The following is a 13,088-nucleotide window of genomic DNA, read 5'->3' on the forward strand; positions in this document are numbered from 1 at the left end:
GGTCAGAGCACCTTGCATGGGGACATTTTCACCGGCGCGCCGTTTTGGAAGCAGCTGCGCTTAACAATCAACTCCACACCGTTGATGTTGACCTCCTCGGCACCTTCCATGCCCGGTACTTGGTCCATGCGCAGATTACTTTTCTTCAGGAAGTTATCCATGTAGGTGACTTGCTCACCATGGGGCAGGCCATCTTTGGTCGTCATGCTCATGCCTAATTGGCCGTTGGTGTAGGTGGTCATTTGCCCACGGTGTTCATCGAACATGGTGGTGAACGAGGTGTTGAGGGTTGGGGTGGACTTGCCGCCGAATAAGCCCGGGGTTTGAATCTCCATTTCACTGAAGCTGGCCACACTGCCGTAAGCGCCTATGTAGGTGGTGCTCAAGCTCGGCTTCTGCTCGATGTTTTGTTGGCCAAGCTGTTTCATCATGGCGTCCACTTGCGGGTTATCCGAGCGCGAAGAAATCTTCACTTTGCTCTTGGTGATGCTGCGCGAGGAGGCATTCGCCGGTGTGGCATCCACCCGTTGCTGGGTGAGGGTGACGTTGTCGGAGTCGATGATGGTGGTCGAGGTGCCATTGGCATCGGTGGTTTTAGTCACCATCTGGCTGGTGGCGAAAACCAGCAATTGCACTTCGCCTGAGAGTTTGCCTGCCGTGCACTGCGCCTTGAGCGGAATGATGCGCACATTGCTGTAAGTGGTGACCGGCATGCTGCTGGCGGCCATGCCGTTTTCGCGCAGTTGTTTACGGGCTGCTTTGTCGATCTCGGCCTTGAGCTGTGGGTGCGCCATATGCAGGCCTGCCAGACGGTATTGCTCGACCTCAGGCACGGCGCAAGGCCAGCTGGGGACAGGGTTGGGCACGTTGAACAAGCTGTCTGAGGTGAGCAGTGGGCGGTCCTGTTTATAACGCTCAATGGCTGCGCGCTCACTGGCATTGCTAGGTTGTGGATAGTCCAGGGCGAAGGCGGTTGTCGGCAGCAGGCAAACCAGGGCGAGGGGCAATGTGCGCAGCATGAGTAGCATCCTTTGAGCGATTGGCGGGACGTCTTGTACTCGGCCGTGGCAGCTGTAGTTGTGGGCGTGGCCGGTGCGCCTATTGTTTCTGAGCGCAGATATGGGCACATCCCCACAATTAGCTAAGGAGGCGATTGTGCGCTTAGCCTGTATGGGCTAATACTTTTGCCAATCGTGAATTAGCCTATGGGGTGCCTGCTTGACCGCAATAGAGCCGCCAGGCATCGGGGCGTTGATTGGCAGCATTTACGAGGCGGCACTGGATAGTCAGCGCTGGGCGGATTTTTTGCGGCAACTAGCCGCCCGCTTTAACTCCAGCGCGGCCATGATCTGGGCCCATGATTTCACTGATCGCAGCGCCGAGATCGACTCCAGCAGCGGCTCCATCGCCACCTTCCACGGCCTCGATCCGATGGCCATGGCGGACTTCGCCAATTACTACTGCCAGCACAACGTGTGGACTGAAGACCCTTTGCTGCATCAGGCCGGCCAGATCGTCACCTCGTCGAGTCTGTACCCGGATGCCCAGCTCCCCCACACCGAGTACTACAACGACTGGTTGCGTCACCAGCAGTTGTTCTATTCCACGGCGGCGATTGTCTCCAAGCGGGAAGACCGCTCCATGAACGTGACCCTCGTGCGCAACAAAAACGCCGGTGGTTACAGCGCACAAGAACAGCAACTGCTGGCGCTGCTGATGCCCCATCTACAAGCCGCCTTCGCTCTGCATCAGCGTTTGCACAAGCTGGAAGTGCTGTCGCACGCCTCGCTCGGCGCGCTGGAAAGCTGCGCCTTTGGCGTGGTGCTGATGGATGAGCGGGCCAAGGTGCTCTTCGCTAATACCTTGGCCCAGCGTCTGGCTGGCCATAGCGGCCTGCTGCGCTTTGCCTGTGAAGATTGTTTGCAGGCCGTGTCCCCCGCCGATGACGCCGTGTTGCAACGCAGTCTGCATGCCGCCGTGCAGACAGGGCGTAAGCGGGGCAGTGAAGGCGGTGGCTCCATGCGCCTGCGTCATCCCAATGGCTGCGCGCTGGATGTGGTCATCGCGCCATTGCCGGGCTGGGCTTCACCCTTAGGTCAGCACAGCGCGGCGGTGGTGTTTATCAGTGATCCACAGGCCAGCATGGGCTCGTTGAGCCTGCTGCTGCGCAGTATCTACGGCATGACGCCGGCGGAGGCGCGGCTCAGTGAGGCCTTGGTGCGCGGCCTGACTCCGCAAGAGTATGCCGAGCGTCAGCAGCTTTCTTTGCACACCGTGCGGGCGCAGTTCAAGGCAGCGGCGAGTAAGGCCGGGACCAACCGCCAGGCTGATCTGGTGCGGATCATCCTGACGGGGCCGGCGGTGTTGCGTGCGGGATTAAATACTGAGGCGTTGTAACGCGCAGTGCTGCACGGCCAAGGAGCGGCGCAGTTGATGGCTGCACCGCGCTTCAGGTGTTTTGTGCCGCTAGCTTTCGGCTTCGCCTATGTTGACGCTCTTGCGCCAACCGTCGCCACCGGGCAGCAGCAGGTTCAGCAGCAGGGCCGCGATAGCGCACAGGGAAATCCCCGACAGGGCGAACTCCTGATTACCGATCACCATGCCGCCGATGCCAAACACCAAGGTCACCGAGACGATGATCAGGTTGCGCGGCAGCGACAGATCGACCTGGTGGCGGATCAGCGTGTTCAAACCCACGACCGCAATCGAGCCGAACAGCAAGCACAGAATGCCGCCCATAACCGGTACCGGAATGCTCTGCAACGCCGTGCCGAACTTGCCGATAAAGGCCAGGCCGATGGCGAAGATTGCGGCCCAGGTCATGATCTTCGGGTTGTAGTTTTTCGTCAGCATCACCGCGCCAGTGACTTCGGCGTAGGTGGTGTTGGGCGGGCCGCCAAACAGGCCGGCGGCCGAAGTGGCGATGCCGTCGCCGAGCAGGGTGCGGTGCAGACCAGGTTTCTTCACGAAGTTCTTGCCGGTGACGCTGCCAATCGCAATCACCCCACCGATGTGCTCAATGGCGGGTGCGAGCGCCACCGGCACGATGTACAGAATCGCGCCCCAGTGCAGCTCAGGCGCGATAAAGGCCGGCATCGCCAGCCACGGCGCGTGCTGTACATGGCTGGCGTCGATGGCGCCGCAAAAGGCCGCAACGCTGCAACCGACGATGATCCCCGCGAGGATGGGCACCAAGCGCAACAGGCCGCTGCCTAAGGCCGCCACCAGCAAGGTGGTGACCAGCGCACTCATGGAAATCATCATCGCCGTGGTGTAAGGCACCAGCTGCGTGGCGCCATCGCCGGACTTGCCCATGGCCATGTTCACCGCCACGGGCGACAGGGCCAGGCCAATGGAAATGATCACCGGAGCAATCACCACCGGCGGCAATAAACGATCGATAAAGCCCGGGCCTTTGATCTGCACCACCAGACCTAACAGCATATAGACGAACCCTGCTGCGACTATCCCGCCGAGCACTGCCGGCATGCCGAACTCACCTTTGGCAGCCAGAATCGGCGCGATAAAGGCAAAGCTGGAGGCCAGAAACACCGGCACTTGGCGGCGGGTCACCAGTTGGAACAGCAGCGTGCCCAGACCCGCCGTAAACAGCGCCACGTTCGGGTCCATGCCGGTAATCAGCGGCATCAGCACCAGAGCGCCAAAGGCGACAAACAGCATCTGCGCGCCAGACAGGAGCTGGCGCCAAAGCGGGTCGTTAAATTCGTCTTGCATCAATCAGGCGTCCTTTTGTTTGGTGCCGAAGATTTTGTCGCCAGCATCGCCCAAGCCCGGAATGATGTAACCCTGGTCGTTGAGGCACTGATCAACCGATGCCGTGTAGATGGTGACGTCGGGGTGGGCGTCGTTGACGAACTTGATGCCTTCCGGCGCGGCCACGAGAACCATGGCGCGGATTTCTTTACAGCCGGCTTTTTTCAGCAGCTCGATGGTGGCGACCATGGAGCCGCCAGTGGCCAACATCGGGTCGATGATCATGGCCAGACGTTCGTTGATTTCCGGGACCAGTTTTTCTAGGTAGGTGTGCGCTTCCAGCGTTTCTTCGTTGCGCGCGACGCCCACGGCGCTGACCTTGGCGCCTGGGATCAAGCTCAGCACGCCTTCGAGCATGCCAATCCCCGCACGCAGGATCGGTACCACGGTGATCTTCTTGCCGGAGATTTTTTCCACTTGTACCGGGCCACACCAGCCGGGGATTTCGTACTGCTCCAGGGGCAGGTCTTTGGTCGCTTCGTAAGTCAGCAGGGCGCCTACTTCTTGTGCCAGTTCACGGAAGTTTTTCGTGCTGATATCGGCGCGGCGCATCAGGCCGATTTTGTGACGGATCAGCGGATGGCGAATTTCTTGGACAGGCATGGGCAGGGCACTCCGGAGCGGCAGGCGTAAAAAATGGCAATAGATTAATGCATTGGCTGAGCCAAGTGCGGGCAAAAGTGGTCAAAAGTAGCTAAATGCCGCCTATCCTGAGGCCTGTTGCAATTAATGCTGCCGTTGCTCCTGCGGGGCTTGCTCTGTGCTTAACAGGTGCGTACCTTTGCCGGCTTTTATTTTGACGCATCGATCAGTTTTTTGCTGCTCTAAGTCCTGTTCCCAAGAGGAAAAACCCATGTCCGCCGATCTCGTTCACATCCGCCAGGTGATGGCTGAAGCTGATTGCCTGTACAACGAAGCCGCAGTGGAAGCGGCTATCGACAAAGTCGCCGCAGAGATCAACAAGGACTTGGCCGAGCGTAACCCGGTGGTGTTTTGCGTGATGAACGGTGGCCTGATCTTCTCGGGCAAGCTGGCGCCGAAACTGAATTTCCCTCTGGAAATGTCCTATCTGCACGCCACTCGCTACCGCAATGAAACCAGCGGCGGCGAGCTGTTTTGGAAAGCCAAGCCAGAAATTTCCTTTATCGATCGCGACGTGCTGATCATCGATGACATCCTCGATGAAGGGCACACTTTGGGTGCGATTATCGACTTCTGCCACCACGCCGGCGCCCGTGCGGTGCACACCGCCGTGCTGATCGATAAGGATCACAACCGCAAAGCGCGCCCTGATCTCAAGGCCAACTACGTCGGCCTGCCGTGCGTGGACCGCTATATCTTCGGTTACGGCATGGACTACAAAGGTTACTGGCGCAATGCGCCGGGCATCTACGCCGTAAAAGGGCTGTAAGCGCGTTAAGGCGCGGCAGTGCCAGCGACCTGTGGATAATTCTGCCGCCGCTTGCGTTGAGTGCGGCCCCGCGCCGGAGTTAAACTGCCTGCCCGTGAGGCCTGGTAGTTGGAGTGAGTCATGCGTAAAGACAAGAAGCAGGTGATTGGCGAAGAGATTGGTGACGAGCCGATCAAGCTGTTCCTTAATTTCGAGCCGGCAGATGCGACGCCGCCTGCGCTGCATAAACTGATTAAGGCTTACCGTGGTTTGCGCGTCGATGACTTCGCCCGCTTTGTCGGCTTCTTTGTTGAAGCCGGCTACGACCTCAACGCCCGTGATGGCCAAGGCCATGACTTTGTTGCCCTGGTGCAGGATCAGCGCTTTGCTGAGCCCTATATCGAGATCATCCAAGCCGCCCGTGGCTAAGTGATCTGCCTGCATTGAGCCGCGCTTAGCGCCGGCTCAATGGCTGGGCCCAAGGCCCGGCGTGCGTGGCCAATCCCCTGCATTTCCCCACCTGAGTTATAGGCTCAGCTGTGTTGCCTGATCACGCCGATCAATAGTGCTAGGCGAGCGAGACGACCGGTCATATTGTTGGCTGATGAACAGCTCAAATCGTTTAGACAAGCGTGACCTGATCCTCGCCAAAGGCGCTGAGGTGATGACCCGACGTGGTTATCACGGCGCCGGGGTGCAGGAGATTGTCCAGGCGGCCGGGGTGCCCAAGGGCTCCTTCTATCACTACTTTGCCAGCAAAGAAGACTTCGCCGTGCAGGCCTTGCAGCAGGTTTATGGCCCACGCTTGCAGCGCTATGCCCAGGCCTTGGCTAATCCGGCACTGAGCCCACGCACACGCATCCTGCGTTACTACCAAGAGCTGGCCGAGCACTTCAGCCAGGCCGAACGTCTGCAGTATCACTGCTTTATCGGCAGCTTGAGTTTTGAAATGGCCGAGCTGGCGCCGCCTTTGGGCCGCGCGGTGGAGGCGATCCTGCAACAGTCCTGCCGCTTGCTTGAGGACTGTTTGCTGGAGGCGCAGGGCGCCGGTGAGCTGAGCGCAGAGGAAGACTGCGGCAACCTCGCCAGTTTTATTAGCTACGCCTGGCAAGGCGCCTTGGCCCGCATGAAAGTGGCCAGCGATGCCCGCGCCGTCAATGCCTTTATACAACGCCTGCCGCTGTTGCTGCGGGCCTAGCTTTGGATTTCCACCCTTAGGATTTTTCACTTAGTCGCGGCCCTGTGGCTGTAAGGAATGCTGATGAGCGCTTCTGTGGATTTACTGTTTCAACCTATCACCCTCGGCAACCTGCACTTACCCTCGCGAGTGGTGATGGCGCCGATGACCCGCACCTTCTCTCCAGGTGGTGTGCCTAACAGCAAGGTGATCGAGTATTACCGCCGCCGCGCTGCTGGCGGTGTGGGTTTGATCATCACCGAGGGCACCACGGTCAATCACAAAGCGGCCAATGGCTACGCCAACGTGCCGCGTTTCTATGGTGAGGATGCCCTGGCCGGTTGGCAGAAAGTGGTCGAGGCGGTGCACGCCGAAGGCGGCAAAATCGTGCCGCAGCTCTGGCATGTCGGCAGTGTGCGTCGTGCCGGCACCGAGCCTGAGCCAAGCGTGCCGGGCTATGGGCCGAGTGAGAAGGTCAAAGACGGCAAGCTGATCGTGCATGGCATGAGCCAGGAGGATATCCGCGAGGTGATTGCGGCCTTTGCCCAAGCGGCCAAGGATGCCCAGCGTATCGGCATGGATGGGGTGGAAATCCACGGCGCCCATGGTTATCTGCTCGACCAGTTCTTCTGGGCCGGCAGCAACCAGCGCAGCGATGAATACGGTGGTGATCTGGCTGCCCGTTCGCGCTTTGTCATTGAGTTGATCCAGGCCGTGCGCGCCGCGGTGGGCCCGGACTTCCCGATTATCCTGCGCTGGTCGCAGTGGAAGCAGCAGGACTACACCGCCCGTTTGGTGCAAACCCCGGATGAGTTGGCCGCCTTCCTGAAGCCGCTGTCCGACGCCGGCGTGGACATCTTCCACTGCTCGACGCGGCGGTTCTGGGAACCTGAGTTTGAAGGCAGCGAGCTGAACTTAGCCGGCTGGACTCGCCAGCTCACTGGCAAACCCACTATCACCGTGGGCAGTGTCGGCCTCGATGAAGAGTTTATGCAGTTTATGGTCAACACAGACAAGGTGGCGCAGCCGGCCAGTCTGGAAAACCTGCTGCAACGCTTGAACCAGCATGAGTTCGATCTGGTTGCCGTCGGCCGTGCGCTGATTGTGGATCCGGACTGGGCCTTGAAAGTCCGCGAGGGCCGTGAGCAGGACATCCTGCCCTTTAGCCGCGATGCCTTGACTACGTTGGTCTAAGCACCGGACAGGTCCGTCCCGCCCACGCAACCGCCGGTTTGGCCAGGCTAAACCGGCGGTTTTTTCTTGCCTTGAATAAGTCTGGCGCTACGTCAATCAGCAACCCGCGCGCAGAAAGCCAGCAGTGGCGCTGCGGCGGGCTCGATTAGCTGGCGCCGCCGCGAAGATTTTCAGCCGCGACTGCGCAATGGTGCACACAAGTCTTTTTTTCTGTTCGGGCCTGTTGCCGCCATTGGACTAGTATTGCCTGCTGCTTCTCAGGCTTAGCAGAAGGGAATCGTCCATGAAGCGTTTAACCAAGCTGGTCTTACTGCTGATCGCACTACTGATTGTGGCATTGGCCTACGGCCTGCTCAGCAGTTGGGCGCCTGATCGTTCGGTGGCGGATCTTAAGCCGCGCTGGGCGCCAGCGCCGTCAATGTTTGTGGCGGTCGATGGGATGTTGGTGCACGTGCGTGACCAAGGCCGGCGCGATGATCCCACGCCCATTGTGTTGCTGCATGGCACCTCGGCCAGCCTGCATACCTGGGAGGCGTGGGCAGCGGTGCTGCAGGATAAACACCGGGTGATTAGTTTGGACTTGCCTGGTTTTGGCCTGACTGGACCCTTCCCCGATGGCAATTACAGCAGCGCCCATTACACCGATTTCCTGGTGCATTTGCTCAATCAACTGCAGGTGACGCAGGCGGTGATTGCGGGCAATAGCTTGGGTGGGCAGTTGGCCTGGCAATTCGCTGTGGCTGAGCCGGCGCGAGTCAGTAAGTTGATTCTGGTGGACGCCGCGGGCTACCCACGTTCATCGAACAAGGTGCCGATTGGCTTTCGCTTGGCGCAGTTTCCAGCCTTGGCACCGCTGATGACCAAGATGCTGCCGCGCTCGATGATTGAGTCCAGCGTGCGCAATGTGTATGGCGACCCAAGTAAGGTCAGCGCAGCGCTGATCGATCGCTATTACGAGCTGACCTTGCGTGCCGGCAATCGCCAAGCCTTGATCGAGCGCTTCAAGCAGACCGAGGCGGGCGACAGTTACCAGCGTATCGCCCAGATCAAAGTGCCCACCCTGATTCTCTGGGGCGGCTTGGATGGCTTGATTCCACCCATCAATGCCGAGCACTTTAAGCGCGATATCAAAGGCAGCCGCTTAGTGATGTTCCCTGAACTGGGTCATGTGCCCCATGAGGAAGCGCCGTTGCCGACGGTGGCGACGGTGCAGCAATTTCTCGACGAATAAGCCCGGCGCAGCCGCTGTACGCACACCGGCTGCCTGCCGTTTGAACGGGCTTTGCCCTCGGTCGTGCGCCGCTTGTGGCCAGAGTGTAGTGAACGGATACAAAGCCTGGGGCGCAGTGACTTGCGCAGCGCTCTTAGGCTTTTTATAGTCCGCCGGCATTCTGAAGTCCTGCGGTGGCAGAGGCTGCAAGCAGGACCTGTTACCGCAAAGGTGATGTGTCCATGATCGAAATAAGCAATCTGACCAAACGTTTTGCCCAGCACACCGCTGTCGATGATCTGTCGTTCAGCGTTAAGCCCGGTGAAGTCCTGGGGTTTCTCGGTCCTAACGGCGCCGGTAAATCCACCACCATGAAGATGCTCACCGGCTTTCTGGCGCCGACTTCAGGCTCGGCCAGCATTCAGGGTTTTGATATCCAGCGCCAGCGCCTCAAGGCGCAGCAGCAGATCGGCTATCTGCCCGAAGGGGCGCCCTGTTATGGCGATATGACGGTGCGTGGCTTCCTTGAGTTTATCGCGGCGGTGCGCGGCTTTAAGGGCGCGGCTAAACGTGAGCAAGTGGCCAAGGCCGTTGCGCTGCTGGAGCTGGAGGGCGTGCTGGGACAAAGCATCGACACCCTGTCTAAGGGCTTTAAACGTCGCGTCGGCTTAGCCCAGGCGATTCTCCATGAGCCTAAGGTGCTGATCCTCGACGAGCCCACCGATGGCCTGGACCCCAATCAAAAACATCAGGTGCGCCAACTGATCCAGAGTCTGGCGCAGGACAAGATCGTCATTATCTCCACCCATATCCTCGAAGAAGTCTCGGCGCTGTGCAGCCGCGCCGTGGTGATTGCCCACGGCAAACTGCTCGCCGATGACACGCCGCAACAACTGGCCAGCCGCTCGCGCTATCACCAGGCGGTTAATTTGCTCTCGACGCAGGGCTTGGACCACGCGGCTCTGGCTGCCTTGCCGGGAGTGGCAGGGGTGGAGGTCAACGAGCTAGAGCACAGCCTGACGGTACTGGCCGAGCCCGGCGCGGTGATTGTGACGGAGGTGAATAAGCTGATTGCGCAGCGCGGCTGGGCGGTGAGTGAGTTAAGTGTGGAGCGCGGCCGCTTGGATGACGTGTTCCGCAACCTGACCCGGGGGGAGTCGGTATGAGTCAGTTGTCGGTCGTGTTCAAGCGCGAGCTAGCGAGCTATTTCGCCACGCCCTTGGCCTATGTGTTTTTGTTGATTTTCCTGGTGCTGTCCGGCGTCTTTACCTTCTACCTCGGCAGTTTTTTTGAGGGCGGTCAGGCCAGCTTGGCCCCGTTCTTTAATTTCCATCCGTGGTTGTATCTGTTCCTTGTGCCGGCCATTGCCATGCGCCTGTGGGCGGAGGAGCGCAAGAGCGGCACCATCGAGCTGCTGATGACCTTGCCGATCACCCGCTTCGATGCGGTCACCGGCAAGTTCCTCGCCGCCTGGGTGTTCGCCGGCCTGGCGCTGCTGCTGACGTTCCCCATGGTGATTACGGTTAACTACTTAGGTGAGCCGGATAACGGCGCGATCCTCACCGGCTATATCGGCAGCTGGCTGCTGGCGGGCGCTTATTTGGCGATTGGCTCGTGCATGTCGGCGCTGGCGAAGAATCAGGTGATCGCTTTTATTCTGGCGGTGAGCCTGTGCTTCTTGTTTATCGTCAGTGGCTTCCCCATGGTGCTCGATGGCTTTAGCCAGTGGGCGCCGCAGTGGCTGCTCGACGCGGTGGCGTCGTTGAGTTTCTTAACTCGCTTCGATGCGATCAGTAAGGGCGTGATTGATCTGCGCGACTTGCTGTATTTCCTCAGCCTGATTGCGGCCTGGCTGGCGGCAACGGCGGTAGTCATCGACCTGAAAAAAGCGGATTGAGAGCGCCCATGAAAAAGCTAATGGTATCCAGCCTGGGCTTGGTCATTATTGCCCTGGCGTTTTTGGCCTTTAACCTGTTTGCCAGCTTTGGCCTGAGCGGACTGCGCTTGGACCTCACCGAGCAAAAGCTGTACACCCTGTCGAGCGGCACCGAGAAGATCCTCCACGAGCTGGATCAGCCCATCGAGCTGAAGCTGTTCTTCTCCGACAGTGCCAGTAAAGATCTGCCGGCGCTGCGTACCTACGCCAAGCGTGTGACGGAAATGCTCAAGGCTTATCAGCATGAGGCCGGCGACAAGCTCAAGCTGAGCATCATCGATCCGCAGCCGTTCTCCGCCGAGGAAGACCAAGCCGCTGAAGCCGGTTTGCAAGGCATCCCCTTGCAGCAGGGCGGCGACTCCGTGTACTTCGGCCTGGCCGGGAAGAACGCTGGCGGCGACAGCCAGATCATCCCGTTCTTCGCCCTCGATCAGGAGGAGTTTCTCGAGTACGAGCTGAGTCGTTTGGTGCAAAGCCTGGCCAAGCCTGAGCGGCCAGTGGTGGGCGTGCTGTCGGGGCTGCCGATCAATGGCGGTTTCGACATGATGGCGCGGCAGCCGACCCCGGCCTGGATGTTTATGGAGCAAGTGCGGCAGCTGTTCCAGATCGAGAGCCTCAAGCGCGATGCGGATCAGATCCCGGACAACGTCTCGGTGTTGCTGCTGATTCATCCCAAGCAGTTGCCGGAGCAAACCCGCTATGCCATCGACCAGTTCGTCCTGCGCGGCGGCAAGTTGCTGGCCTTTGTCGACCCCTTTAGCGAGGCAGATAACCAAGCCGATTTAGCCGGCGGCGATGCCATTGATAAAAGCTCCGACCTGCCTGAGCTGTTTAAGGCATGGGGCTTGCGCATGTTGCCGGATCAGGTATTGGGCGACGGTGCCTATGCCATGTCGGTGAGTATGGGGCAGGGCGAACGTGCGGTGCGTCATGCGGCATGGCTTGATCTGCCGAAAAACGCCATAGAGCAGAGCGATGTCAGCAGCGCCGGCTTGGAGAGCATCACCCTCGCCACGCCGGGTATTCTTGAGCCGCTGGCCGGAGCCAGCACGCACTTCCAGGCGTTGCTAAGCAGCTCTGAATACGCCATGCCCTATGACGTCAAACGCTTCGGCATGCTCAGCAACCCCGAAGAACTGATCGGCGAGCTGAAGCCCACCGGCAAGCACTACAGCATTGCTGCGCGCATCAGCGGGCCGGCGCAGTCGGCCTATCCCAACGGTATCGAAGGGCATAAGGACGGCCTCAAGCAGGCGGCTAACATCAACGTGATTGTGGTGGCCGATACCGACATGCTCAGTGACCGCATGTGGGTGCAGGTGCAGGATTTCTTTGGCCAGCGTATTCCGCAGCCTTGGGCTGATAACGCCAGCTTTGCGATCAATGCCCTGGATAATTTGGCCGGCTCCGATGAGCTGATCAGTGTGCGCTCCCGTGGCCGTTTCAGTCGCCCCTTCACCGTAGTAGAAGCCTTGCAACGGGCGGCGGAAACCCAGTTCCGCGAGAAGGAACAAGCCCTGCAAGCACGTCTGACGGATACTGAGCAAAAGCTGGCGGCACTGCAGCAAAACCAAGATCCGAATAAGCCTCTGGAGATGACGCCGGAGCAGCAGGCGGCCGTGCAGCAATTCGTCCAGCAAAAGCTGCAGTTGCGTAAACAACTGCGCGATGTGCATTACCAGCTCAACGCCAATATCGAGGCCTTGGGCCGCAACCTTAAGCTGCTCAATATTGCTTTGGTGCCGCTGGCGCTGACCTTGCTCGTGGTGCTGCTATGGTTGTGGCGCAGGCGTAAGGCGCATTGAGTAGGGGTGTGGTGCCTGAGCCAGCAGGGCTCAGGCTAAGCCGCGACCAAGGCTTAAATGATTTTTAAGCACTGTTGTTCGGCTATTGCTTTGCACGGCAATCCACGCTTTTATACTGTGCTTCTGGAAGTGCTAGACGCTTCTTGAACAAGCACTCACCAAAATAAAAATGCACGCTGGAGAATTAGGTAATGGCTGATCGCGAGACTGGCACCGTTAAGTGGTTCAACGATTCCAAAGGTTATGGCTTTATTCAGCGCGAAAGCGGTGCGGATGTATTCGTACATTTTCGTGCCATTCGCGGTGAAGGCCATCGCACACTGCTCGAAGGGCAGAAGGTTGAGTTTGCCGTCACCAGCGGGCAGAAAGGCCTGCAAGCGGATGACGTAGCCGCTATCTAAGCGCCGCGTTACCCGAGCCAAAGCCCATCTCCGGATGGGCTTTGTGCTTTCTGCACTCTACTGCCAGCAGGGGCTTTGCTGGTTGTATCTCCCCGGTGCAGCACGCACAGACTCTGCTCATGCTGCCTTGCTTAAGTGATTGGATATATACGCCATTCAGTCTTTGGGCGGTGCAGCGGCTTGCCGCGACTAAGCCGATCC

13 protein-coding genes are annotated in these 13,088 nt (G+C 59.2%); 10 read left to right on the forward strand and 3 right to left on the reverse strand.

The genetic code is table 11. From position 1 onward, the window contains the following. Nucleotides 1–2 precede the first annotated feature (2 nt). Entirely contained in the window at nt 3–1,019 is a 1,017-nt protein-coding gene (locus NTD81_RS04435) for a hypothetical protein (protein ID WP_262179902.1), read from the reverse strand. A gap of 199 nt (nt 1,020–1,218) precedes the next feature. Between NTD81_RS04435 and NTD81_RS04440 the strand changes: the two genes are divergently transcribed. After that, entirely contained in the window at nt 1,219–2,397 is a 1,179-nt protein-coding gene (locus NTD81_RS04440; RefSeq protein ID WP_262179903.1) for a helix-turn-helix transcriptional regulator, read from the forward strand. A 69-nt stretch (nt 2,398–2,466) separates the two neighbouring features. Here NTD81_RS04440 and NTD81_RS04445 read toward each other — a convergent pair whose 3' ends face one another. Both NTD81_RS04445 and upp read right to left on the reverse strand, forming a co-directional pair. Beyond that, nucleotides 2,467–3,735, reverse strand: coding sequence for a uracil-xanthine permease family protein (locus NTD81_RS04445; RefSeq protein WP_262179905.1), 1,269 nt, complete (start codon nt 3,733–3,735; stop codon nt 2,467–2,469). A 3-nt stretch (nt 3,736–3,738) separates the two neighbouring features. Next, on the reverse strand, nt 3,739–4,377 hold the full coding sequence (upp, locus tag NTD81_RS04450; RefSeq protein WP_262179907.1) for a uracil phosphoribosyltransferase: 639 nt from the start codon (nt 4,375–4,377) through the stop codon (nt 3,739–3,741). 250 nt (nt 4,378–4,627) lie between these two features. Here upp and NTD81_RS04455 point away from each other — a divergent pair, with 250 nt between their 5' ends. The 9 genes from NTD81_RS04455 to NTD81_RS04495 all read left to right on the forward strand — a co-directional run bounded on the left by NTD81_RS04455 (nt 4,628) and on the right by NTD81_RS04495 (nt 12,887). Next, complete coding sequence (locus NTD81_RS04455) at nt 4,628–5,185, forward strand: hypoxanthine-guanine phosphoribosyltransferase (protein ID WP_262179909.1); 558 nt, start codon at nt 4,628–4,630, stop codon at nt 5,183–5,185. Between the two features lie 120 nt (nt 5,186–5,305). Further along, complete coding sequence (locus NTD81_RS04460; protein WP_262179910.1) at nt 5,306–5,593, forward strand: PA4642 family protein; 288 nt, start codon at nt 5,306–5,308, stop codon at nt 5,591–5,593. A 175-nt stretch (nt 5,594–5,768) separates the two neighbouring features. Beyond that, nucleotides 5,769–6,362: a TetR/AcrR family transcriptional regulator gene (locus NTD81_RS04465; RefSeq protein ID WP_262179912.1), complete on the forward strand. Its 594-nt coding sequence runs from the start codon at nt 5,769–5,771 to the stop codon at nt 6,360–6,362. Between the two features lie 63 nt (nt 6,363–6,425). Next, nucleotides 6,426–7,535: an NADH:flavin oxidoreductase gene (locus NTD81_RS04470; protein ID WP_262179913.1), complete on the forward strand. Its 1,110-nt coding sequence runs from the start codon at nt 6,426–6,428 to the stop codon at nt 7,533–7,535. Nucleotides 7,536–7,818: 283 nt separating this feature from the next. Further along, nucleotides 7,819–8,766 carry an alpha/beta fold hydrolase gene (locus NTD81_RS04475; protein ID WP_262179915.1) on the forward strand — a complete coding sequence of 316 codons (948 nt, stop codon included), beginning with the start codon at nt 7,819–7,821 and terminating at the stop codon, nt 8,764–8,766. 221 nt (nt 8,767–8,987) lie between these two features. Further along, on the forward strand, nt 8,988–9,911 hold the full coding sequence (locus NTD81_RS04480) for an ABC transporter ATP-binding protein (RefSeq protein ID WP_262179916.1): 924 nt from the start codon (nt 8,988–8,990) through the stop codon (nt 9,909–9,911). Continuing rightward, complete coding sequence (locus tag NTD81_RS04485; RefSeq protein ID WP_262179918.1) at nt 9,908–10,642, forward strand: ABC transporter permease subunit; 735 nt, start codon at nt 9,908–9,910, stop codon at nt 10,640–10,642. Before NTD81_RS04480 ends, NTD81_RS04485 begins: the two co-directional genes overlap by 4 nt. Nucleotides 10,643–10,650: 8 nt before the next feature. After that, complete coding sequence (locus NTD81_RS04490; RefSeq protein ID WP_262179920.1) at nt 10,651–12,486, forward strand: GldG family protein; 1,836 nt, start codon at nt 10,651–10,653, stop codon at nt 12,484–12,486. 191 nt (nt 12,487–12,677) lie between these two features. Continuing rightward, the gene (locus NTD81_RS04495; protein WP_262179922.1) at nt 12,678–12,887 is read left to right on the forward strand and encodes a cold-shock protein; all 210 of its coding nucleotides are present in this window, start codon (nt 12,678–12,680) and stop codon (nt 12,885–12,887) included. Nucleotides 12,888–13,088: the final 201 nt, after the last annotated feature.

Source organism: Pseudomonas sp. 5P_3.1_Bac2 (genome assembly GCF_025465995.1).
In the GTDB taxonomy this organism is placed as follows: domain Bacteria; phylum Pseudomonadota; class Gammaproteobacteria; order Pseudomonadales; family Pseudomonadaceae; genus Aquipseudomonas.

Excerpts from the sequence above, each read along its gene's own strand:
- NTD81_RS04435 (WP_262179902.1), bottom strand. The coding sequence starts at position 1,019 with ATGCTGCGCACATTGCCCCTCGCCCTGGTTTGCCTGCTGCCGACAACC.
- NTD81_RS04495 (WP_262179922.1), top strand. The coding sequence starts at position 12,678 with ATGGCTGATCGCGAGACTGGCACCGTTAAGTGGTTCAACGATTCCAAA.
- NTD81_RS04445 (WP_262179905.1), bottom strand. The coding sequence starts at position 3,735 with ATGCAAGACGAATTTAACGACCCGCTTTGGCGCCAGCTCCTGTCTGGC.
- NTD81_RS04485 (WP_262179918.1), top strand. The coding sequence starts at position 9,908 with ATGAGTCAGTTGTCGGTCGTGTTCAAGCGCGAGCTAGCGAGCTATTTC.
- NTD81_RS04480 (WP_262179916.1), top strand. The coding sequence starts at position 8,988 with ATGATCGAAATAAGCAATCTGACCAAACGTTTTGCCCAGCACACCGCT.
- upp (WP_262179907.1), bottom strand. The coding sequence starts at position 4,377 with ATGCCTGTCCAAGAAATTCGCCATCCGCTGATCCGTCACAAAATCGGC.
- NTD81_RS04490 (WP_262179920.1), top strand. The coding sequence starts at position 10,651 with ATGAAAAAGCTAATGGTATCCAGCCTGGGCTTGGTCATTATTGCCCTG.
- NTD81_RS04465 (WP_262179912.1), top strand. The coding sequence starts at position 5,769 with ATGAACAGCTCAAATCGTTTAGACAAGCGTGACCTGATCCTCGCCAAA.
- NTD81_RS04475 (WP_262179915.1), top strand. The coding sequence starts at position 7,819 with ATGAAGCGTTTAACCAAGCTGGTCTTACTGCTGATCGCACTACTGATT.
- NTD81_RS04460 (WP_262179910.1), top strand. The coding sequence starts at position 5,306 with ATGCGTAAAGACAAGAAGCAGGTGATTGGCGAAGAGATTGGTGACGAG.
- NTD81_RS04455 (WP_262179909.1), top strand. The coding sequence starts at position 4,628 with ATGTCCGCCGATCTCGTTCACATCCGCCAGGTGATGGCTGAAGCTGAT.
- NTD81_RS04470 (WP_262179913.1), top strand. The coding sequence starts at position 6,426 with ATGAGCGCTTCTGTGGATTTACTGTTTCAACCTATCACCCTCGGCAAC.